18 protein-coding genes and 1 pseudogene are annotated in these 20029 nt (G+C 60.2%); 14 read left to right on the forward strand and 5 right to left on the reverse strand.

Translation table 11 applies throughout. The annotated features are described in order from the left end of the window. The 4 genes from J1G35_RS05305 to J1G35_RS05320 all read left to right on the forward strand — a co-directional run bounded on the left by J1G35_RS05305 (window position 1) and on the right by J1G35_RS05320 (window position 4625). Window positions 1–957, forward strand: a complete 957-nt coding sequence (locus J1G35_RS05305; protein ID WP_223013940.1) for an SDR family oxidoreductase — start codon at window positions 1–3, stop codon at window positions 955–957. Between the two features lie 56 nt (window positions 958–1013). Next, complete coding sequence (locus J1G35_RS05310) at window positions 1014–3005, forward strand: nucleoside-diphosphate sugar epimerase/dehydratase (protein WP_223013942.1); 1992 nt, start codon at window positions 1014–1016, stop codon at window positions 3003–3005. Window positions 3006–3100: 95 nt separating this feature from the next. Further along, window positions 3101–4123 carry a glycosyltransferase family 4 protein gene (locus J1G35_RS05315; protein WP_053132530.1) on the forward strand — a complete coding sequence of 341 codons (1023 nt, stop codon included), beginning with the start codon at window positions 3101–3103 and terminating at the stop codon, window positions 4121–4123. Between the two features lie 169 nt (window positions 4124–4292). Next, on the forward strand, window positions 4293–4625 hold the full coding sequence (locus tag J1G35_RS05320; protein WP_053132534.1) for a helix-hairpin-helix domain-containing protein: 333 nt from the start codon (window positions 4293–4295) through the stop codon (window positions 4623–4625). A 17-nt stretch (window positions 4626–4642) separates the two neighbouring features. Here J1G35_RS05320 and J1G35_RS05325 read toward each other — a convergent pair whose 3' ends face one another. Further along, on the reverse strand, window positions 4643–5221 hold the full coding sequence (locus J1G35_RS05325; RefSeq protein WP_223013944.1) for a TetR/AcrR family transcriptional regulator: 579 nt from the start codon (window positions 5219–5221) through the stop codon (window positions 4643–4645). Window positions 5222–5463: 242 nt separating this feature from the next. Between J1G35_RS05325 and J1G35_RS05330 the strand changes: the two genes are divergently transcribed. Further along, on the forward strand, window positions 5464–6312 hold the full coding sequence (locus J1G35_RS05330) for a DUF1989 domain-containing protein (RefSeq protein WP_223013948.1): 849 nt from the start codon (window positions 5464–5466) through the stop codon (window positions 6310–6312). 6 nt (window positions 6313–6318) lie between these two features. On the opposite strand, the gene J1G35_RS05335 is transcribed toward J1G35_RS05330, so the two are convergent. After that, window positions 6319–6486, reverse strand: a complete 168-nt coding sequence (locus J1G35_RS05335) for a DUF2897 family protein (RefSeq protein ID WP_082143258.1) — start codon at window positions 6484–6486, stop codon at window positions 6319–6321. A gap of 110 nt (window positions 6487–6596) precedes the next feature. Beyond that, complete coding sequence (gene eat, locus J1G35_RS05340) at window positions 6597–7961, reverse strand: ethanolamine permease (protein WP_053132546.1); 1365 nt, start codon at window positions 7959–7961, stop codon at window positions 6597–6599. Window positions 7962–8374: 413 nt separating this feature from the next. Between eat and kdpF the strand changes: the two genes are divergently transcribed. From kdpF to J1G35_RS05370, 6 genes are all read left to right on the forward strand, one after another. Continuing rightward, on the forward strand, window positions 8375–8464 hold the full coding sequence (gene kdpF / locus J1G35_RS05345) for a K(+)-transporting ATPase subunit F (RefSeq protein ID WP_003218754.1): 90 nt from the start codon (window positions 8375–8377) through the stop codon (window positions 8462–8464). Window positions 8465–8473: 9 nt separating this feature from the next. Continuing rightward, window positions 8474–10168: a potassium-transporting ATPase subunit KdpA gene (gene kdpA, locus J1G35_RS05350; RefSeq protein ID WP_223013950.1), complete on the forward strand. Its 1695-nt coding sequence runs from the start codon at window positions 8474–8476 to the stop codon at window positions 10166–10168. Window positions 10169–10182: 14 nt separating this feature from the next. After that, a complete protein-coding gene (gene kdpB / locus J1G35_RS05355; protein WP_223013952.1) occupies window positions 10183–12240 on the forward strand; it encodes a potassium-transporting ATPase subunit KdpB in 2058 nt (685 codons plus the stop codon). Window positions 12241–12304: 64 nt separating this feature from the next. Then, window positions 12305–12850, forward strand: coding sequence for a potassium-transporting ATPase subunit KdpC (gene kdpC, locus J1G35_RS05360; protein WP_053132555.1), 546 nt, complete (start codon window positions 12305–12307; stop codon window positions 12848–12850). A gap of 74 nt (window positions 12851–12924) precedes the next feature. Then, a complete protein-coding gene (locus J1G35_RS05365) occupies window positions 12925–15576 on the forward strand; it encodes a sensor histidine kinase KdpD (RefSeq protein ID WP_053132557.1) in 2652 nt (883 codons plus the stop codon). A gap of 37 nt (window positions 15577–15613) precedes the next feature. Then, window positions 15614–16303, forward strand: coding sequence for a response regulator (locus J1G35_RS05370; RefSeq protein ID WP_053132558.1), 690 nt, complete (start codon window positions 15614–15616; stop codon window positions 16301–16303). Between the two features lie 76 nt (window positions 16304–16379). Here the strand turns inward: J1G35_RS05370 and J1G35_RS05375 are convergent, their stop codons facing one another. Then, window positions 16380–17417: a patatin-like phospholipase family protein gene (locus J1G35_RS05375; RefSeq protein WP_065947440.1), complete on the reverse strand. Its 1038-nt coding sequence runs from the start codon at window positions 17415–17417 to the stop codon at window positions 16380–16382. A gap of 216 nt (window positions 17418–17633) precedes the next feature. On the opposite strand from J1G35_RS05375, the gene J1G35_RS05380 reads away from it, so the two are divergent. From J1G35_RS05380 to J1G35_RS05390, 3 genes are all read left to right on the forward strand, one after another. After that, on the forward strand, window positions 17634–17912 hold the full coding sequence (locus J1G35_RS05380; RefSeq protein WP_003172685.1) for a hypothetical protein: 279 nt from the start codon (window positions 17634–17636) through the stop codon (window positions 17910–17912). 44 nt (window positions 17913–17956) lie between these two features. Continuing rightward, a complete protein-coding gene (locus tag J1G35_RS05385) occupies window positions 17957–18718 on the forward strand; it encodes a CHAD domain-containing protein (RefSeq protein ID WP_223013954.1) in 762 nt (253 codons plus the stop codon). Window positions 18719–18808: 90 nt separating this feature from the next. Continuing rightward, a complete protein-coding gene (locus J1G35_RS05390; protein ID WP_223013956.1) occupies window positions 18809–19606 on the forward strand; it encodes a thioesterase family protein in 798 nt (265 codons plus the stop codon). Between the two features lie 3 nt (window positions 19607–19609). On the opposite strand, the pseudogene J1G35_RS05395 reads toward J1G35_RS05390, so the two are convergent. Continuing rightward, window positions 19610–19972: pseudogene (locus tag J1G35_RS05395) on the reverse strand (terminase). Window positions 19973–20029: the final 57 nt, after the last annotated feature.

Raw genomic sequence — 20029 nt, forward strand, 5'->3', positions numbered from 1 at the left:
ATGACACGTGTTCTTCTGACCGGAGCCAGTGGCTTTGTCGGGGCTGCGGTTCAGGCTCGTCTGCTGAGTGATCCGGGGTACGCGGTGCGTTCGGTCTATCGGCGTCTACCCTTGCAGCCATTCGCGCGTCTTGAGGTCTTTCAGGCCCCGGGACTTGAACCGCACAACGACTGGCAGCCGGCGCTTGAAGGGGTTGACGTGGTCATCCACTGTGCGGCTCGGGTCCATGTCATGGACGAGCGTGAATCCGACCCGCTGGAGGCTTTCCGGCGTGTGAATGTGCACGGGACATTACGTTTGGCAGAACAAGCGGCAGCGGCCGGTGTTCGCCGTTTCATCTACCTGAGTTCGATCAAGGTCAACGGTGAGGGCACGTTACCGGGTTGCCCTTACACGGCAGATGACGTGCCTGCTCCAATAGATCCCTATGGCATTTCCAAGTTGGAGGCGGAGCAGGTATTGCTGAAGCTCGCCGCCGAAACGCAGATGGAAGTCGTGATTATTCGTCCGGTGCTGGTGTACGGCCCAGGGGTGAAAGCCAACTTTCGCAGCATGATGGCCTGGCTCAATCGTGGCGTGCCTTTGCCGCTGGGGGCTGTCAGCAACAAACGAAGCCTGGTGGCGTTGGACAATCTGGTCGACCTTATAGTGACGTGTGCACACCATCCTGGCGCTGCGAATCAAGTGTTTTTGGTGAGCGACGATGAAGACCTGTCTACCACTGAATTGCTGCGGCGCATGGCGCGGGCATTGGGTCAGCCAGCGCGTCTGTTGCCACTGCCAATGTGGCTGTTGAGTGGCCTCGCGCAATTGCTTGGAAAAAAAGCCTTATCCCAACGTCTGTGTGGATCGCTTCAGGTCGACATCAACAAAACCAAGGCATTGCTTGAATGGACCCCGGTGATCAGTGTGAATGGGGCTCTTGAAAAAACGGCAAAAGACTTTCTGGAGCATTGAGCGTGGAAGGCAAGGGGGGTGGGCAATCCGAAAGTCGAACGAAGGGATCTCGGGCAATGCGTGAGCGTTTATTAAATTTGCCGCGTAGCTACAAGCGTGTCTTGCAGTTAATGGTTGATGTGCTGTTGGTCTGGTTTGCACTGTGGCTGTCGTTTGTCGTGAGACTGGGGATTGAGCGACCCATCAACCCGTTCGGTGATTACGCGTGGTTGTTTATCGCCGCTCCCATCATTTCTGTGCCTATTTTTATCCGGTTTGGCCTTTATCGCGCGGTGATGCGCTATTTCGGCAATGAAGCGTTGGTCAGTATCTTTAAAGCCGTGGCGTTGTCGTCGCTGGTATTAACCGTCTATGTCTATTTGTACCGGCCCAACGTATTGGTGCCACGTTCGTTGATCATCAACTTCTGGTGGCTGAGTTTGCTGATGATCGGCGGATTACGGTTGTTCATGCGCCAGTATTTTCTCGGCGACTGGTTCCTAGCCGGTCAGCATGTGCCTTTTCTACGCCAAGACGATGATGCCACCAAGGTCGCTGTCTATGGGGGGGGCGCCGCAGGTAATCAATTGGTCGCGGCGCTGCGCTCGGACAAATCAATGCGGCCGGTTGCGATCATCGACGACGATGCGAGTATCGCGCGGCGGGTCATCGCCGGGCTTAAGGTTTACCCTTCTTCTGATATTGAGCAGATGATCGAGGAGACCGGCGCCACCGAAGTACTGTTGGCTATTCCATCGGCCTCGCGTGCTCGACGCCGTGAGATTCTGGCTGGACTTGAGTGTTATCCGGTACACGTGCGTACGATCCCCGGGTTCATGGACCTGGCCAATGGTCGCGTCAGTGTCAGTGACCTGCAGGAGGTTGATATTGTCGATCTGCTCGGTCGCGATCCTGTTGCGGCGCAACCAGCTTTGTTCGAGCGCTGCATCCGCAATCATGTTGTCCTCGTGACCGGGGCCGGCGGCTCCATTGGCTCGGAGTTATGCAGGCAAATCCTCACCAGTCAGCCGACGGCGCTGATCCTGTTTGAGCACAGTGAATTCAATCTCTACAGCATCCAGACTGAGCTTGAGAAGCTGATCCAGGATGAAGGGTTGAACCTGGAGTTGGTGCCGATCCTGGGTTCGATTCGCAACAGTGAGCGTTTACTGGATGTCATGCATACCTGGAAGGTTAATACGGTTTATCACGCAGCCGCCTACAAACACGTACCCATCGTCGAACATAACGTCGCTGAGGGTGTGTTGAATAATGTCCTCGGGACATTGCTTACCGCGCAGGCTGCGGTGCGAGCAGGTGTAGAACACTTTGTGTTGATCTCCACCGACAAGGCGGTGCGGCCGACCAACATCATGGGGTGTACCAAGCGACTGGCTGAGATGACCTTGCAGGCGCTCAGTCGGGAGCCCGAACCGCTGTTGTTCGGTGAGCACGAGACGCAACCCTGCACCAACAAGACACGCTTTACCATGGTGCGTTTCGGTAATGTACTGGGCTCGTCGGGCTCCGTCATTCCGTTGTTTCGGGAGCAGATAAAGAGCGGTGGCCCGATTACAGTGACCCACCCGAACATGACCCGCTATTTCATGACCATTCCCGAAGCTGCGCAGTTGGTCATTCAAGCGGGCGCCATGGGGCAGGGTGGCGACGTGTTTGTGCTCGATATGGGGCAACCGGTAAAGATTGCCGACTTGGCTGAAAAGATGGTTCACCTGTCGGGCCTGTCATTGCGTAGTCATGAGAAGCCTAACGGAGATATCGCGATTGAGTTCACTGGACTGCGTCGCGGTGAAAAGCTCTATGAAGAATTGCTGATTGGGGACAACGTATCGCCGACCGAGCACTCGATGATCATGCGCGCCGATGAGGAGCACCTGTCATGGGAGCCATTCAAACTGGCAATCTCGGCACTGCTGGATGCCGTCGCTGCGGATGATTATGTCCAACTGCGCGAGTTGCTCGGCGCGACGGTGAGTGGCTACGTGCCCGAGTGCCAGATTGTCGATCTGATTCACCGGCGCCGTCAGGAAAATGCTGACGTCCTTTGAGTCACACAGAAATTGAATCGTCATTTTCTGGGGTGTGTATAAGGCCGACACATCAGTACCAATAAGAAATGTATGTTTTTGGAGTTGTTCGGATAATGAACTATTGGTGGCTGGTTCCGGCATTGACCGGGCTTTCTTTTTTTCTGACCGCTGCCCTGCGTCGCTATGCGTTGTCGCGAAAAATGCTCGATATTCCCAATGGGCGCAGTTCGCACTCCATACCCACACCGCGTGGCGGTGGCGTGGCGATTGTACTGAGCTATATCGTGGCGTTGCTCGGCATGTTTGCGGGAGGGCTGATACCTCCCACATTGTTTTACGCATTAACCGGCGCAGGTGTGTTGACTGCCGTTGTTGGTTTTTTGGATGACCATGGGCATATAGCCGCGCGCTGGCGACTGTTGGCGCACTTTACGTCGGCGATATGGGCGGTGGTGTGGCTGGGAGGGCTGCCGGCTATAAGCCTGTACGGCGTTAATGTTGATATCAGTTGGGTTGGGTATTTTTTCGCGGTCGTTTATTTGGTGTGGATGCTTAATCTTTATAATTTTATGGATGGCATCGACGGCATCGCCGGTGTTGAAGCGGTGACGGTTTGTCTGTCTGGCTGTCTCTTATATTGGATCAACGACACGCCGGCGCACGCTTGGTCATTAGTTGCTCTGGCCAGTTGTGTTGCAGGGTTTTTACTCTGGAACTTCCCGCCAGCCAAGATATTCATGGGCGATGCCGGGAGTGGATTTCTTGGCATGGCATTGGGCGTTCTATCGCTGCAGGCGGCCTGGGTCTCTCCCAAGTTCTTTTGGGCTTGGCTGATACTCCTTGGCGTGTTCATTGTAGATGCTACATTCACCTTGTTACGCCGTCTGGTACGAGGAGATAAAGTCTACGAAGCTCACCGTAGCCATGCATACCAGTTCGCGTCACGCCGTTTTGGTGCCCATTTGCCTGTGACTCTGGCAGTAGGAGCAATCAACATTTTGTGGCTATTGCCTGCGGCACTGTGCGTTGTTATCTACGATTTGGACGGTGCGGCAGTATTGACAGTGGCCTATGTGCCGCTGGTTTTATTGGCAGTCAAGTTTCGGGCTGGTGAGTTGGAACGCAGCAGTGTGTAATTGAGGTCGTACCGAATGCTACTTGGTGTAAGTGCAATAACCAAATAGCAAAGCTGCTACTTCACATCCTGTAATGAACACGTTTTTGACAGTTGCCTGATATCACCTAAGTTTGAAAAGCAGCTTCGGAAAGCTGCTTTTCTCTCAACGATGTCATGGAGCGTCACCAATGCAGAACACCTACATTTCTTCCCTTATTTTCGCCTTCCTCACCACCCTCTCCGTCGCCACCAACGCAGCCCCGTCCATCAAACCCGAAGCCCCAACCCCCATCACCGCCCAGATGACCCAGGTCGAGCAATCCGCCAAGGTCAACCTGAACGCCGCCGATGCCGAAACCCTGCGTCGTGACTTGTTCGGTATTGGCGCCGCTAAAGCCAAGGCGATCATCGCCTATCGCGAAAGCAATGGTCCGTTCACGGCGGTGGATGAGTTGTTGGAAGTGAAGGGTATCGGCAAGGCGTTGCTGGAGAAGAATCGCGATAGGCTGGCTATCAACTGAACCACCCAAGAGGCCGATCATTGATCGGCCTTTTTATCCTCCGGGTTCTGCGTTTTCAGGCTTTCGCGCACGACGTCCATGATGCGTCTCGCCAATTTAGGGTCTTCAACACTCCTGGCCAGTACTAATGCGCCCACCAGTGTCGACATCATCACCAGGCTCTTTGCATCGCAACGCCCCTCTCCCAACGCCGTTTCTATTTGCTTTAGCCTTGCGTCAAGCACCTGGTCCGTTGTCGCACTGGGTTGGCCTCTCAGTCCCAGCTCTGAAGACATCGTTGGCAACGGGCAGCCCTGGTCCGGGGAGGTCAGGTGCCATTCAGACAGGTAACTGTCGATAAATGCGTCCAGCGGCCGTTCCTGGCTGAACAGCATGTCGCAATGGGCATCCAGGTCTGCAGCCGCCGCTTGCAGGGCTGTCTCCACCAATTCGCCCTTGGATTTGAAATGCGCGTAAAAGCCGCCGTGGGTCAGGTTCAACGCTTTCATCAGTGGCTGCAGGCCGGTGGCGTCGATGCCGTCGCGGCGAAAGCGTGCAGACGCTTCCTTGATGATGCGTTGGTGGGTTTGGGCTTTGTGGTTTTGTGAATAACGCATGGGGCAGCCTCGGTCGCAGGCTGGCATTTTAACCAACTTGAGCTTTTTTACACTTTTGTCGGCGTTTAGGGCGTTGGCATGGAATGTGATTACGTCTGGATGGAAGATTGTTCAACAATCGCGAGATGATTTTGTTGTTCCATCGGCCTATCGTCGGATTGATGCGCCGGCCCCTGTTCGACGAGTTATTTGCCCCGGTCAGCGCCGGGCCTGTTACCCATCCCTGATCGAGGATCTGTACCATGTACAAAGACTATCCGGCCGCTTACCAGGTCAGCAAAGGCTCGGCGCTGCAGGTCGACACGGCATTCTATGAGCGTATTCGTGATCGGGCGGATCAACGCATGCTCATCGAGCAGTTCGAGGTACCGATTCGTACCGGCCGGGCCTGGAAGGTGCCCGCCGGGCATGTGTTTCGTGTCACCACGCCGGTGGGCCCGCAGGTGGGCGACTTTAACGTGTGGAACGCCAAAGATCCCCGTGAACGTCTCTGGGCTGCACGCACCCGCCAATTGCAGGGCGCCCATGTCAGTACCCATGACCGTTTATGGTCGAACCTGCCGTTCCTGCGACCTTTGGTCACCATCACCGATGACAGCTTGGCCAGTTACGGCATTGACGAGCACGGTGGGCGTCTGCACGACTTGCTTGGCACGCGTTGCGACCCTTACGTAAACCGCATGCTGACGGGGGAGGACTTCCATCATCATTGCCACTCGAACCTGACCCGTGCGGTTTTGCCTCACGGTCTGACGGAATTCGACGTGCATGACGTGCTGAATATTTTCCAGTGCACCGGCCTCAATCATGACGACATGTATTTCATGAAAGCGTGCCCGGCGCAGAAGGGCGATTACCTGGAGTTCTTTGCCGAGATTGATTTGCTCTGTGCGCTGTCGACGTGCCCAGGCGGGGATTTGTCGCTGCCGATGTGGGGGCCGGATGCGCAGGACCCGTTGACGGTGTGTCGTCCGCTGGGGGTTGAGATCTACAGGTTGGAGGATGAGTTGCTGAGCGGCTGGAGCCAGCCGGAGCGTGCTGCCTATAAAGGGCAGCACGGGTTGCAGATTGCCAAGGCGGATTGGGAGTAAGCGGTCCTAGCGGTCCTGCGCGTCCTTGGAGTCCGCCTGGGCGTTGCGCTCGGCCACGCGTTTGCGTTGTTCGTCGGTGAGTTCCACCTTGTTGGCGCTGTCACGCAGCATCATCAGCCCTCCGACGATCGACCCGATCGCAACTACCATAATCAACCACGCATACCACGGCATAAGGCTCTCCTTGAGGCAGATTGCCGTGGGAGAATTTTCCCACGGTAATAACTACTTTGAGTTACGGGCTTTCTGAGTAGTTCAGTGTAGGCCCGTTCTGCCTCGAAACCTTAGAGCCCGGTCAACATTGCGTCTGCCGGTGCATCGGCACGGTCCTGCGCAGTCATCTGGAAGTAGATGAAACCCACGGCCATAAAGCCGAGGAAGATCAGCCCGATCAGCGTGTTGAACCATGCCATGGCCACCAGGCACACCACCGCGAGTACCAACGCAATGCCGGGCACGATCGGATAACCCGGTGCACGGAAGGTCCGTTCCAGCAGCGGCTCGGTCTTACGCAGTTTGAACAGGCTGAGCATGCTCATGATGTACATCACGATGGCGCCGAATACCGCCATGGTGATCATCGCCGCAGTCAGGGTCATGCCGCCCAGGTTGATCAGGCCATCGCTATAGATCGCGGCGATGCCGACCACGCCACCGGCGATGATTGCCCGGTGTGGTGTCTGAAAGCGCGACAATTTGGCGAGGAAAGATGGCAGGTAACCGGCGCGAGCCAGGGCGAAGAACTGGCGCGAGTAGCCCAGGATAATGCCGTGAAAGCTCGCCACCAGGCCGAACAGGCCGATCCACACGAGCATGTGTAGCCAGCCGGAGCTGTCGCCCACCACGGTTTTCATCGCCTGCGGCAGTGGATCGTTGATGTTCGACAGGGTGCGCCAATCGCCCACGCCGCCGGCGAAGAACATCACGCCCATGGCCAGGATCACCAGGGTCAGGATGCCGCTGATGTAGGCTTTTGGAATGGTGCGCTTCGGATCTTTCGCTTCCTCGGCTGCCATGGCCGCGCCTTCGATGGCCAGGAAGAACCAGATGGCAAACGGAATCGCCGCGAACATCCCGGCAATTGCCGGGGCGCCGAAGGTGTCGGAACCGGCCCAGCCATTCAAGGCAAAGTTGCTGAAGCTGAACGCGGGCGCAACCACGCCCATGAACACCAGCAGTTCCGCGACGGCGAGCACGCACACCACCAACTCGAAGGTAGCGGCCAGTTTCACCCCGAGAATGTTCAGGCCCATGAAGACGATGTAGGCACCGACGGCCGCATGTTTGGGATCCAGGGCCGGGAACTGCACATTCAGATAAGCGCCGATGGCCAAGGCGATGGCGGGCGGGGCGAAGACAAATTCGATCAGGGTGGCGAGGCCAGCGATCAATCCGCCTTTCTCCCCAAACGCCCGACGACTGTAGGCAAACGGCCCGCCTGCGTGAGGAATGGCGGTAGTCAGCTCGGTGAAACTGAAAATAAAGCAGGTGTACATCGCGGCGACCATCAACGAGGTCACCAGGAAGCCCAAGGTGCCAGCAACGCCCCAGCCGTAGCTCCAGCCGAAGTATTCCCCGGAAATCACCAGCCCGACGGCAATGCCCCATAAATGCAGGGTGCCCAAGGTGGGTTTGAGTTGTGTGTTCATCGTGTTGCGCTCCCTGAACGGTTTGGAATGATTCAAGGTGTTGCAGCGGCCATGCCAGCCTGAGAATCATTGTCGTAAAGCGGCGCAACTGTCGTGTGGGGGATGGTTTGGCGTTTGAAATTTGCCGGCGTCGCACCAGATAGGTGCGGCGGTGACGGTGCCGACGCTATCGGGAGCAAGCCCCCTCCCACAGGCTGACTGGCGCTCGGCATGACAACTCGGTCAAGTGTGGGAGGGGGCTTGCTCCCGATAGCGCCCGCCCGGACGCTGCAAACCCCCCGTGTAAACCCCGCATAAACCCACTCTTTACGCCATCTTTACGCCCCGCCCACCCCCTCGCTCTCGTTCCTTTACGCCACTCCTGCGGACAATTGCCCCACACGCGGCACTCGCCGCTAAACGGAGAGACTTCCATGAGCGTTCTGGACGGGGTGTCACTGCTATTGGCCGTGGCGCTGTTCATTTATCTGCTGGTTGCGCTGTTACGCGCGGATCGGAACTAGGAGCTGGCCATGCACAGTTATGACTATTGGCTGATCATTGCCTTCTTTGCCGTGGTATTGGTGCCAGCGCCGTTCCTCGGACGGTTCTACTACAAGGTGATGGAAGGCCAGCGCACGTGGCTGAGTCCGGTGCTGGGGCCTGTCGAAAAAGCCTGTTATCGCCTGTCGGGGGTGGATGAACATCAGGAGCAAAGCTGGCAGAAATACATGCTGGCCTTGCTCGCGTTCAACCTCGCGGGCTTTTTGCTGTTGTTCGCGATCCTGCTGTTCCAGGACTATCTCCCACTGAACCCGCAGAAATTGCCGGGCCAGGAATGGACCCTGGCCTTCAATACTGCGGTCAGTTTCATGACCAACACCAACTGGCAGTCCTACAGCGGTGAGGCGTCCCTGAGTTACCTCAGCCAGATGGCTGGCCTGACCGTGCAGAACTTCGTCAGTGCGGCCACCGGCCTGGCCGTGCTGGTCGCGCTGTGCCGTGGGATCGGTCGCAAATCCACCAAGACGCTGGGTAACTTCTGGGTCGACATGACCCGCGCCACGCTCTACGGCCTGTTGCCGCTGTGCCTGGTGCTGGCGCTGTTCCTGGTATGGCAGGGCGTACCGCAAACCTTCGCGCACTACGTTGATGCCGTGACGATGCAAGGCGTGGATCAGGTGATCCCCCTGGGCCCGGCAGCCAGCCAGATTGCGATCAAGCAACTGGGCACCAACGGCGGTGGCTTCTTCGGCGTCAACTCGGCGCACCCGTTTGAAGACCCGACCGCCTGGGCCAACCTGTTCGAAGTGGCTTCGATCATCCTGATCCCGGTGGCGTTGGTATTCACCTTCGGCCACTACGTGAAAGACCTGCGCCAGAGCCGCGCGATCCTTGGCTGCATGCTGGCGCTGTTCCTGATCGGCGGCGCCACTTCCCTGTGGTCCGAATACCAGCCCAACCCGACCTTGAACAACCCGGCCGTCGAGCAGACCGCGCCGCTGGAAGGCAAGGAAGCGCGCTTCGGCACCACCGGCACTGTGTTGTGGTCGGTGACCACCACCGCGGCGTCCAACGGTTCGGTCAACGGCATGCAAGACAGCCTCAATCCCCTCAGTGGCATGGTGGCGCTGGTCAACATGATGGTCGGCGAAGTGATCTTCGGCGGCGTCGGCGCCGGGATGTACGGCATGTTGCTCAACGTGTTGATCGCGGTGTTCCTGGCCGGCCTGATGATCGGCCGCACCCCGGAATACCTGGGCAAGAAACTCCAGGCCAAGGAAGTGCAGTTGCTGGTGGTGACCCTGCTGGTAATGCCGGTGGGCGTGCTGGTACTCGGTGCCATCGCCGCCAGCCTGCCGGGTCCGGCCGGTGCGATCAGCAACCCTGGCCCTCACGGTTTCAGCCAGTTGCTGTACGCCTACACCTCGGCCAGCGCCAACAACGGCTCGGCGTTTGGCGGTTTCAGTGCCAACACACCGTTCCATAACTTGATGCTGGGCCTGGGCATGTTGATCGGCCGCTTTGGCTACATCCTCCCGGTACTGGCCCTGGCCGGCAGCCTGGCGATGAAGAAGACCGCACCGATTGGCCAGAACAGCTTCCCGACCCATGGTCCGCTGTTCGTGACCCTGTTGACCGTGACCATTTTGCTGGTGGGCGGCCTGACTTTCCTGCCGACGCTGGCGTTAGGGCCCATCGCTGAACACTTGAGCATGGGCTTCTAAAAGGGGATATGAAAATGAATATGCCTGCAAAAAACGCGGCTCCGGTCAAAACCCAGGAACCCGCTAAAACCGCCATTTCGTCCCTGTGGCGCCCGGCGCTGGTCCAGGCGTTCGTCAAGCTGGACCCGCGCCAGCTGCAACGCTCGCCAGTGATGCTGGTGGTCGAACTGACCGCGATCCTCACCACCGTGTTGTGCTTTGTGCCCGACACCGCCGTGCCGACCTATGTAGCTGTGCAAATCGCCGTGTGGCTGTGGTTCACCGTGCTGTTCGCCAACTTCGCCGAAGCCTTGGCCGAAGGGCGCGGCAAGGCCCGCGCCGACAGCCTCAAGGCTGGCAGCGAAGGCCTGAGCGCGCGCCGTAAGGAAGCCGATGACAGCTTTAAGGTCGTGCCGGCCACCAGCCTGCGCAAAGGTGATGTGGTGCGTGTCGCCGCCGGGGAAATGATCCCCGGCGACGGCGAGGTCATCGAAGGCATCGCGGCGGTCAACGAAGCGGCGATCACCGGTGAATCCGCACCGGTGATCCGCGAGTCCGGCGGCGATCGCTCGGCCGTCACCGGCAACACGCGGCTGGTCTCGGACTGGCTGCTGATCCGCATCACCGCCAACCCCGGCGAGTCCACCCTGGACCGCATGATCGCCTTGGTCGAAGGCGCCAAACGCCAGAAAACCCCCAACGAAGTGGCGCTGGATATACTGCTGATCGGCCTGACCCTGATCTTCCTGCTGGTGGTCGTGACCTTGCAGCCCTTCGCCCACTTCGCCAATGGCAGCTTGCCGCTGGTGTTTTTGGTCGCACTGCTGGTGACGCTGATTCCTACAACCATCGGTGGCCTGTTGTCGGCCATCGGTATTGCCGGTATGGACCGTCTGGTGCGCCTCAATGTGATCGCCAAGTCCGGCCGTGCCGTGGAGGCGGCCGGTGACGTGCATGTGTTGCTGCTGGACAAGACCGGCACCATCACCTTCGGTAACCGTCGGTGCGCAGCGGTGGTTGCGGCGCCTGGCGTCAGTGGCAAGGACGTGGCCGAGGGTGCGTTGTTTGCCTCCTTGGCGGATGACACGGCGGAAGGTAAATCCATCGTCGAATATCTGCGTGCTCTGCATCCTCAAGCCGAGCCGTCTGCAGATGAGCTGACCGCGGTACCGTTCAGCGCCGAAACCCGTTTGTCCGGTGTCGACTACCAGGGCCGCGTGTTCCGCAAAGGCGCGGTGGATTCGCTGCTGGCGTTTATCGGCCAGCAACGCGGCGACCTGCAACCGGCTTTATCACGGGAAATCGACAAGATCGCCCAGAGCGGCGGCACGCCATTGCTGGTGTGTGCCGACGGCAAATTGCTCGGTGCGATCCACCTCAAGGACGTGGTCAAGCCCGGTATCCGCGAACGTTTCGCCGAGCTGCGCAAGCTGGGGATTCGCACCGTGATGGTCACCGGTGACAACCCGCTGACAGCCGCTGCGATTGCTGCCGAAGCCGGTGTGGATGACGTGCTGGCCGAAGCGACCCCGGAGAAAAAACTCGCCCGCATCCGTCATGAGCAAAACGACGGCCGCTTGGTGGCGATGTGCGGCGACGGCGCCAACGACGCCCCGGCACTGGCCCAGGCGGACGTCGGCATGGCGATGAACGACGGCACCCAGGCGGCGCGTGAAGCGGCCAATATGGTCGACCTCGACAGCGACCCCACCAAACTGCTGGACGTGGTGCAGATCGGCAAGGAGTTGCTGGTGACCCGTGGTGCGTTGACGACCTTTTCCATCGCCAACGACGTGGCCAAGTACTTCGCGATCCTGCCGGCACTGTTCGCCTCGATCTACCCGCAATTGGGCGTGCTCAACGTGATGCATTTGCAAAGTCCGCAGAGCGCGATTCTCTCGGCCATCGTGTTCAACGCGCTGATCATCGTGGTGCTGATCCCCCTGGCGCTGCGCGGTGTGCGTGTGCAAGCCGCGAGTGCTGCGGCGTTGCTGCGGCGCAACCTGTTGATCTACGGCCTGGGTGGGCTGCTGGTGCCGTTCGTGGGTATCAAGGCGATCGACATGCTGCTGACTGCATTGCACCTGGTTTGACCCGATGCCTGTGGGCACCATCCCCGTGCCCACAGGTTGCAAAGACCGAATTGAGGAGTTTGAAATGTCCAACATAATCCGCCCGGCCCTGAGCCTGCTGGTGCTCATGACCCTGATCACCGGCGTCGCCTACCCACTGGTGGTCACCGGTGTCGCCCAAGTCGCCTTCCCAGACCAGGCCAACGGCAGCCTGGTCCGCGATGCCAGCGGCAAGGTACGTGGCTCCAGCCTGATCGCCCAGGATTTTACCGGTGACAGCTGGTTCCATCCGCGCCCTTCGGCAGGCGCCTATGCGACGGTTTCCAGCAGCGCCAGTAACCTTGGCCCCAGCAACCCGGCCTTGGCCACTCGCGTGTTCGATGACGCGAACAAGCAGTTGGTGCCCGGTCAGGGCCCGGTGCCTCTGGCATCGCTGACTACCTCCGGCAGCGGTCTTGATCCACACTTGCCACCCCAGGCGATTGCCTATCAACTGGCGCGTGTGGCTGCCGCGCGAAATGTGCCGGTGTCGACCCTGCAACGGTTGCTCGATGAACATATCGAGAGCCCGCTGGTGGGGCCGCCGGTGGTGAATGTGCTGGCGCTGAACATGGCCCTGGAAAAACTCTGAACCCTGTGGGAGGAGGCTTGCCCCCTCCCACATTGGATTTTCTCCGGGCCTGAACAATTGAAGGAAACCCCAGCATGAGCGACTCCGGCCGCGCCGATGCCCTGTTAGCCGATCTACCCCGGGACGGCCGTGGCCGGCTCAAAGTTTTCCTCGGCGCCGCGCCGGGTGTGGGCAAGACCTACGCCATGCTTCAGGCCGCCCACACCCAACTGCGTCAGGGCGTCAAACTGGTGGCTGGTGTGGTCGAGACCCACGGCCGCGCCGAGACGGAAGCCTTGCTCAGCGGCCTGCCGCAACAACCGCTGTTGCGCAGCGAATACCGTGGCGTGATGCTCGAAGAAATGGACCTCGACGGCCTGCTCGCCGCCAAGCCCAAGCTGGTGCTGGTGGACGAACTGGCCCACAGCAACGCGCCTGGCAGCCGCCATGAAAAGCGCTGGCAAGATATCCAGGAACTGCTCGCCGCCGGCATCAACGTGTTTACCACGGTCAACGTGCAGCATCTGGAAAGTCTGAATGACCAGGTTCGCGGTATCACCGGCGTGCAGGTGCGTGAAACCTTGCCGGACTGGGTGCTGCAAGAAGCCGATGAGCTGCTGCTGATCGACCTGCCGTCCCGCGAGCTGCTGGAGCGCCTGCGCGACGGCAAGGTGTATGTGCCGGAACAGGCCCGCGCCGCCATCGATGCGTTTTTTACCCAGACCAACCTGATGGCCCTGCGCGAGCTGGCGATGCAGACCGCCGCCGCCCACGTCGACGACGATCTGGCCCAGGGCTATCGCCAGCTCGGCCAGGCGGCTCCGGCGGTGCGCGGGCGCTTGTTGGTGGGCGTGGATGGCGACGCGCAAGCCGAACGCCTGGTGCGCCATGCCAGTCGCGTCGCCCAGCGGCGGCACTTGCCGTGGAGCCTGGTGCATATCGATAACGGCCGCGCGCGGGATGAGCACGCCCGCCTGCGTCTGCAAAATGCCCAGCAACTGGCTGAGCGCCTGGGCGGGGAAGTGGTGCTGCTGAGGGCCGGGGAGGTGGCCAAGACGTTGATCCAGCATGCCGCCGAACGCCGCGCCAGCCTGCTGTTGGTGGGGCAGTCGCGAATGAGTTGGCGGCGCCGCTGGTTCGGTGGCGGCTTGGCGGCGCGTCTGTTGCGTAATGCCCGTGGCCTGGAGATCAACGTCCTCGACAGCGACGAGGTTCCTGCCGCGCCACGCCTGCCGGAGGTGCGCGGTTTGGTGTGGTTCGATTACGCCTTGGCGGTGGTTGCGACCGTTGTCGCCGCCGCTGTGGCCTGGGCCGTGTCGAGCGTATTGCCGCTGCCGAATATCTCCCTGGTGTTTCTCGCCGCCGTGCTGCTGGTGGCGGTGCGCAGCAGCCTGGGGCCGTCGCTGGTGTGTGCGGCGTTGTCGTTCATGACCTACGACTTCCTGTTTATCCCGCCGAATTTCTCCTTCGCCATCCAGCGTGAAGAGGACGTGCTGACGCTGTTGTTCTTCCTGCTGATGGCGGCGCTCACCGGTAACCTTGCCGCGCGCCAACGCCGCCAGTTGCAGGCGTTGCGCGATACCCAGGAAGAAACCAGCGAACTGCTCGACCTGTCGCGCAAACTCACCGCCGCCACCGACCGCCAGGCGGTGATCAGTGCCGCCGCCCATCATTTGGAAGGTTGGAGCGACCTGGATCTGTGCCTGGTCAATCGTGACGGCCAGGGGGGCTGGAAGGTCGAGACCGGCGGCCCACTGACCTTTACCGAAGCCGAGCGCGCGGCCGCGGACTGGGCCTGGCAGCATGACCAGCCGGCAGGTATGGGCACCGGCACCCTGCCATTTGGGCGCTGGTGGTGGTGGCCGTTGTCGGGTGAAGAGGGGCCGCTGGGGTTGCTCGGCGTCAGTGCCAAGCCGGGCCTGGAATTGAGTGGCCAGCGGCGTCGCCTGCTCACCGCCTTGAGCCAGCCTCTGGCCCAGGCCCTGGCGCGGGCGCAGTTGGCCCAGGAGCTGGAGTCCGCACGTCTGCATGGCGAAACCGAGCAATTGCGCAGCGCCTTGCTTGCGTCGGTGTCCCACGATTTGCGCACACCGTTGACCTCCATGCGCGGCAGCATCGACAGTCTGCTGGCGCTCGGCGAAGCCATCCCCCTGGAGGATCGCCGTGAATTGCTCGAAGGCACTCGCGATGAAGCCGAGCGCCTGGACCGCTATATCCAGAACCTGCTGGACATGACTCGACTGGGCCATGGCGCGCTGAAGCTGGCGCGGGACTGGGTGTCGCCGGGCGATATTGTCGGCAGTGCGCTCGGGCGTTTGCGCGCCGTGCTGGCGCCGCTGCAGGTGAACACCGATGTGCCGGCGGAATTGCCGTTGCTCTATGTGCATGCCGCGTTGATCGAGCAGGCACTGGTCAATGTATTGGAAAACGCCGCGCGCTTTTCACCGTCCCACGGCCGATTGCAACTGAGCGCCGGCGTGTCGGATAACCAATTGTTTTTCGCCGTGGCGGATGAGGGGCCGGGCATTCCTGAGGATGAGCGGGCGAAGATCTTCGATATGTTCTACACCGCTGCACGCGGTGATCGAGGCGGGCAGGGCACCGGCCTGGGCCTGGCGATCTGCCAGGGCATGGTCGGCGCCCACGGTGGGCATATCAGCGTGGCCGACGGTATTGACGGTCGCGGTACCTGCATTACCTTGTTCCTGCCGTTGCCGACACAGCCTGGCCTGGAAGGCGAGGCGTGAGCTACCCTGTTTTCTCTACGGATTTTGATGGGACGCCATGAGCCAGACCGCGACGATTTTAGTCATTGATGACGAACCGCAGATCCGCAAGTTCCTGCGCATCAGCCTGGCTTCCCAGGGCTACAAAGTGATCGAGGCCGGTACCGGCAACGAAGGGCTGGCGCAGGCGGCGCTGAACAAGCCGGACCTGCTGGTGCTCGACCTGGGCCTGCCGGATATGGACGGCCAGCAGGTGCTGCGCGAGTTTCGTGAGTGGTCGACGGTGCCGGTACTGGTGCTGTCGGTGCGGGCCAGCGAAGGGCAGAAGGTCGAAGCCCTCGACGGTGGCGCCAATGATTATGTGACCAAGCCCTTCGGCATCCAGGAGTTCCTGGCGCGCGTGCGTGCCTTGTTGCGCCAGGCACCGGTGGGCGAGTCCCAGGAAGCGGCGTTGCGTTTTGGCCCATTGACCGTGGACCTGGCTTACCGTCGGGTGTTGCTGGACGGCATCGAAGTGGCACTGACCCGCAAGGAATACGCCGTGCTGGCACAACTGGCGCGGCATCCGGGGCGGGTGATTACCCAGCAGCAGTTGCTCAAGGATATCTGGGGGCCGACTCACACCGAAGACAGCCACTACCTGCGGATTGTGGTGGGGCATCTGCGCCAGAAGCTGGCGGACGATCCAACCCAGCCGAGGTTTATCGTGACCGAGGCTGGAGTGGGGTATCGGCTGTTGAGTGCCTGAGGCGATCTGTCAGCGCCACCCTCTATCTCTCAGTGGCAAGCCCGCTCGCCACAAGGGCTCCAGCAACACGGCTGTCTCAACGCTGCTCACTCTCATAGCGATCCAGTGTGTCGCTGGCAATTTCGCGCCCCAGTGCGATCAACTCCGGCGCCTTGTAGAACTCGAAAAACCGGCACACGCGCTTTGGCACGTTGATCAGCACATCTGGCGGGTAGCCGGCGATCTTGTACTGGGCCAGCGACGTTTGCATCACCTCGAAGCTCTGGTTGATCAGGTCCAGCAATGACGCCGGCCCGACGTTATCGATGATGAACGACCCGGTGGCCGACTTCGGTGCCCCAGGCTTTTCCGGTGCGGCGGCGGGTTGCTGGGATTCGGGTTCGGCCGACTCCAGCCACGGATTGATCTCGGCCGCCTGGGCCTGCAAGGCTTCCTGCTCAAGCTTCATCAACTGCTCAGCCTGCTTGCGGCGAAACGGCAGATGCGAGCCCAGTGACTTGGCCAGGCTGTTGAAACGGCTCTTGAACGCCGGCGGGCGCTGGATCACCGGCAATTGGTAGTGCTTCTGGTTGGTGGCGTTGAGGTTGACCGCGATGATCAAGTCACAATGGCTCGACACCACCGGCACGATGGGCAGCGGGTTGAGCAGGCCGCCGTCCACCAGCATGCGGTTGCCTTGCATCACCGGGGTGAACAGGCTGGGAATCGCCGCCGAGGCGCGCATGGCCTGGTGCAGGCAGCCTTCCTGGAACCAGATTTCCTGTTGATTGGTCAGGTCGGTGGCGACGGCGGTGTAGGGGATGCGCAGCTCTTCGATATTGATCTCGCCGACGATCTTGCGGATCTGCCCGAAGACCTTCTCGCCGCGAATCGCCCCGAGGCGAAAACTCACGTCGACCAGCCGCAGCACGTCGAGGTAGTCGAGGCTTTCAATCCAGTTTCGATACTCGTCCAGTTTGCCTGCGGCGTAGATCCCACCCACCACGGCACCCATGGAGCAACCGGCGATACAGGCGATGTCGTAGCCGCGCCGTTCGATTTCCTCGATCACCCCGATATGGGCGTAGCCCCGGGCCCCGCCGGATCCCAGCACCAAGGCAACACGTTTCTTCATGGTCGATGTCCTTCATAAACGGGGGCCCACAATGCGCCTATTTTGGGGGCCGCTTCAATCTTCGTTGCGCCTGGCAATATTTTTCAAGAATAGCGCCCAGGCTCGGGTATGCTCTGGCAATAGGTACTACCGATTTCAGGCTAAGGACAAGGCACTTTTTCTTGTAGGCAACGTCTACAGCGTACGACTGTTTTTCTTTATTTTGAGGTGTCATCGATGAAAGCCTGGATGTGTGTGCCTGTGATCATGTTGGCCCTGGCGGGTTGTGCCGGGAAAACCGCATACCGCGACAGCTGTGGCTCGCAATTGGATGCCGCCTGGAAAGAACTCGACCTGGCCAAGGCCGAAGGTTTTGCCGGCACCGTCAGCTACTCCAAGGCTTTGTCGTTACTGACGGGCGCCAAGACCCAGCAGCAATTCGAGGCGTTTGAAGGCTGCTCCAACAAGGCCGAAAAAGCTCGGTTCTATATTCGTGAGTCGCGCGCCGGGCGTTAACGTGCAGCGCAGAGTGGGATTTTTCATCTGAGAGTGAGGGCAGGATGTCAGCTTTGGTCGATCAGTTAGTCGCTCAGGTCATTGGCCTGGAAGTAGGGTTACTGAGCTGCCGGGCTCGCCTCGCCGCCGTTACCGATGATGAAGCCCTGCATGACCTGCGCACCACTGTGCGCCGCCTGCGCAGTCTGTTGCGCCCTTTGCGCGGGCTGCCGGGTGTCGAACAGCTTGAATTGGCCGCCAGCACGGTCGGCCAGCTCACGACGCCGCTGCGCGACCGAGAGGTGCTGGCGGCGTACTTGCATCAGCATGGTCATCACGAGGCCGCTGATCGGCGCTTGCGCCTCCAACCCGAGGCCTATCGCCAGGTGGCGCAAAGCCCGGAAGTCGCGCATTTGCTGCTGATCCTCGATGCATTCCCGCGTTTTATCCGCGCCTCTGAACATCAGAAATTGCTCAAGGGCTTGCGGCCACGCATCCAGAAACGCCTGGCCAAGCAATGGCAAAAACTTGATCAGGCGCTGAAGGAACCAGGCCATGATCGCCACCGTTTGCGCTTGTTGATCAAGCGCGTGCGCTACGCCGCCGAAGCGTACCCCCAACTGGATAAGTTGCCCGCCAAGGCCATGTCGCGCCTGAAAAATGCCCAAGCTGCATTGGGTGATTGGCATGACTGCTGGCAATGGTTGGCCCAGGCTGAGCATCAAGCCGATCTGCAGCCCTGCGTTGCGATATGGCACCGCACCATGGCCAAGGCAGAAGGGCAGGCGGATCGGGTGCTGGATAAACTCAGCGCCGATTGTTTCTAAATCGGTCCGGCTTTTGGCCGGAATAAGCGCTGTACCTTGCCGTCACGCTGGTTAAGATCGCGCATACGTTTTTTTTGATGTGAGGTCGCCATGCGCTTTAGTGATTTGCTCGACGCCGCCCGTAGCAATCCGCTGGATATCACCATTCCTGCCGAATGGGCCCAGGGCCGAGCGTCCTTTGGTGGCCTGGTCGCTGCGTTGCAATACGAAGCCTTGCGCGCCCAGGTTCCGACGGACCGCCCATTGCGCTCGCTCGCGATCACCTTCGTTGGCCCGGTCGCACCCGATGTACCCGCCAGCTATCAAGTCGAAGTGTTGCGTGAAGGCAAGGCGGTCAGCCAGCTGCTCGGCCGTGTTGTGCAGAACGGTGAGGTCGCGACCCTGGTACAGGCAAGTTTTGGCGCATCCCGCGAGTCGGAAATCGATGTGGCCAGCGAGCCGCCGCCGACGTTCAAGCACTGGGATGAATGCCAGGAACTGCCCTATATCAAAGGCGTAACGCCTGAGTTCATGCGCCACTTGGCGATGCGCTGGAGCGTTGGCGGTTTGCCGTTTACCGGTAATAAATCCCGCGAGATGGGCGGTTGGGTTCGTTTGCGCGGGGATGTGAAGGAGGAGCCGTTGACCGAGGCGCATATCCTCGCACTGGTCGACGCTTGGCCGCCGGCCTTGCTGCCACACCTGAAAAAGCCTGCACCGGGCAGCACCCTGACCTGGACCATCGAGTTTATTCAGCCACTGCAGGACCTGACGACCCTGGACTGGTGCCAGTACCACGTCAGCATCGAGCATGCGCGCGACGGCTACGGTCACGCCGCCGCCGCGCTGTGGAGTCCAACCGGCGCGTTGATCGCCCTCAGCCGCCAGACCGTGGTGGTCTTCGCCTGATCGTCAGTGGCGGTGGCGCAGCCGCCAGGCACGCCACCCGCCACCGCTCAACACAAAGCGCGGGAAGGTCACGAACTGCGCGACCACCAGGGGCGGCACCGCATCTTTGCGATCAGTGAATGACTCGCAGGCTTAAGCTTCCAGGCTATGGCTCTGACGCTGCAACGCCAGGCCAGCCAGGATGCCAACTGCGCCAACGGCGAAACTGGCCACGCTCAGGCTGAACACTCCGGACACAATCAACAGAAACCCGATGATAAACAGCGGCACCGCGATCAGATGCAACGCAAGGTTGGTCGGGTGCTGATGGCTTTGTGGGTAGTTACGCCATTGCCAGGCGGGGAGATTCGGATGACGTTTGCCCATGATGGTGAATCCTCTGTCCGTTGAAACAACATGGGGAGAGTTTAGGTGGGGAGGGGC

The sequence above is a fragment of the Pseudomonas sp. SH10-3B genome, from assembly GCF_019891415.1.
Classification (GTDB): Bacteria; Pseudomonadota; Gammaproteobacteria; order Pseudomonadales; family Pseudomonadaceae; genus Aquipseudomonas.

Bases quoted from the DNA above. Each gene is read 5' to 3' on its own strand.
- J1G35_RS05385 (WP_223013954.1), top strand. From the start codon at position 17,957: ATGTCAGCTTTGGTCGATCAGTTAGTCGCTCAGGTCATTGGCCTGGAA.
- kdpA (WP_223013950.1), top strand. From the start codon at position 8,474: ATGCACAGTTATGACTATTGGCTGATCATTGCCTTCTTTGCCGTGGTA.
- kdpB (WP_223013952.1), top strand. From the start codon at position 10,183: ATGAATATGCCTGCAAAAAACGCGGCTCCGGTCAAAACCCAGGAACCC.
- J1G35_RS05315 (WP_053132530.1), top strand. From the start codon at position 3,101: ATGAACTATTGGTGGCTGGTTCCGGCATTGACCGGGCTTTCTTTTTTT.
- J1G35_RS05325 (WP_223013944.1), bottom strand. From the start codon at position 5,221: ATGCGTTATTCACAAAACCACAAAGCCCAAACCCACCAACGCATCATC.
- J1G35_RS05330 (WP_223013948.1), top strand. From the start codon at position 5,464: ATGTACAAAGACTATCCGGCCGCTTACCAGGTCAGCAAAGGCTCGGCG.
- J1G35_RS05310 (WP_223013942.1), top strand. From the start codon at position 1,014: ATGCGTGAGCGTTTATTAAATTTGCCGCGTAGCTACAAGCGTGTCTTG.
- J1G35_RS05305 (WP_223013940.1), top strand. From the start codon at position 1: ATGACACGTGTTCTTCTGACCGGAGCCAGTGGCTTTGTCGGGGCTGCG.
- J1G35_RS05335 (WP_082143258.1), bottom strand. From the start codon at position 6,486: ATGCCGTGGTATGCGTGGTTGATTATGGTAGTTGCGATCGGGTCGATC.
- kdpC (WP_053132555.1), top strand. From the start codon at position 12,305: ATGTCCAACATAATCCGCCCGGCCCTGAGCCTGCTGGTGCTCATGACC.
- J1G35_RS05375 (WP_065947440.1), bottom strand. From the start codon at position 17,417: ATGAAGAAACGTGTTGCCTTGGTGCTGGGATCCGGCGGGGCCCGGGGC.
- J1G35_RS05365 (WP_053132557.1), top strand. From the start codon at position 12,925: ATGAGCGACTCCGGCCGCGCCGATGCCCTGTTAGCCGATCTACCCCGG.
- eat (WP_053132546.1), bottom strand. From the start codon at position 7,961: ATGAACACACAACTCAAACCCACCTTGGGCACCCTGCATTTATGGGGC.
- J1G35_RS05370 (WP_053132558.1), top strand. From the start codon at position 15,614: ATGAGCCAGACCGCGACGATTTTAGTCATTGATGACGAACCGCAGATC.
- kdpF (WP_003218754.1), top strand. From the start codon at position 8,375: ATGAGCGTTCTGGACGGGGTGTCACTGCTATTGGCCGTGGCGCTGTTC.
- J1G35_RS05380 (WP_003172685.1), top strand. From the start codon at position 17,634: ATGAAAGCCTGGATGTGTGTGCCTGTGATCATGTTGGCCCTGGCGGGT.
- J1G35_RS05320 (WP_053132534.1), top strand. From the start codon at position 4,293: ATGCAGAACACCTACATTTCTTCCCTTATTTTCGCCTTCCTCACCACC.
- J1G35_RS05390 (WP_223013956.1), top strand. From the start codon at position 18,809: ATGCGCTTTAGTGATTTGCTCGACGCCGCCCGTAGCAATCCGCTGGAT.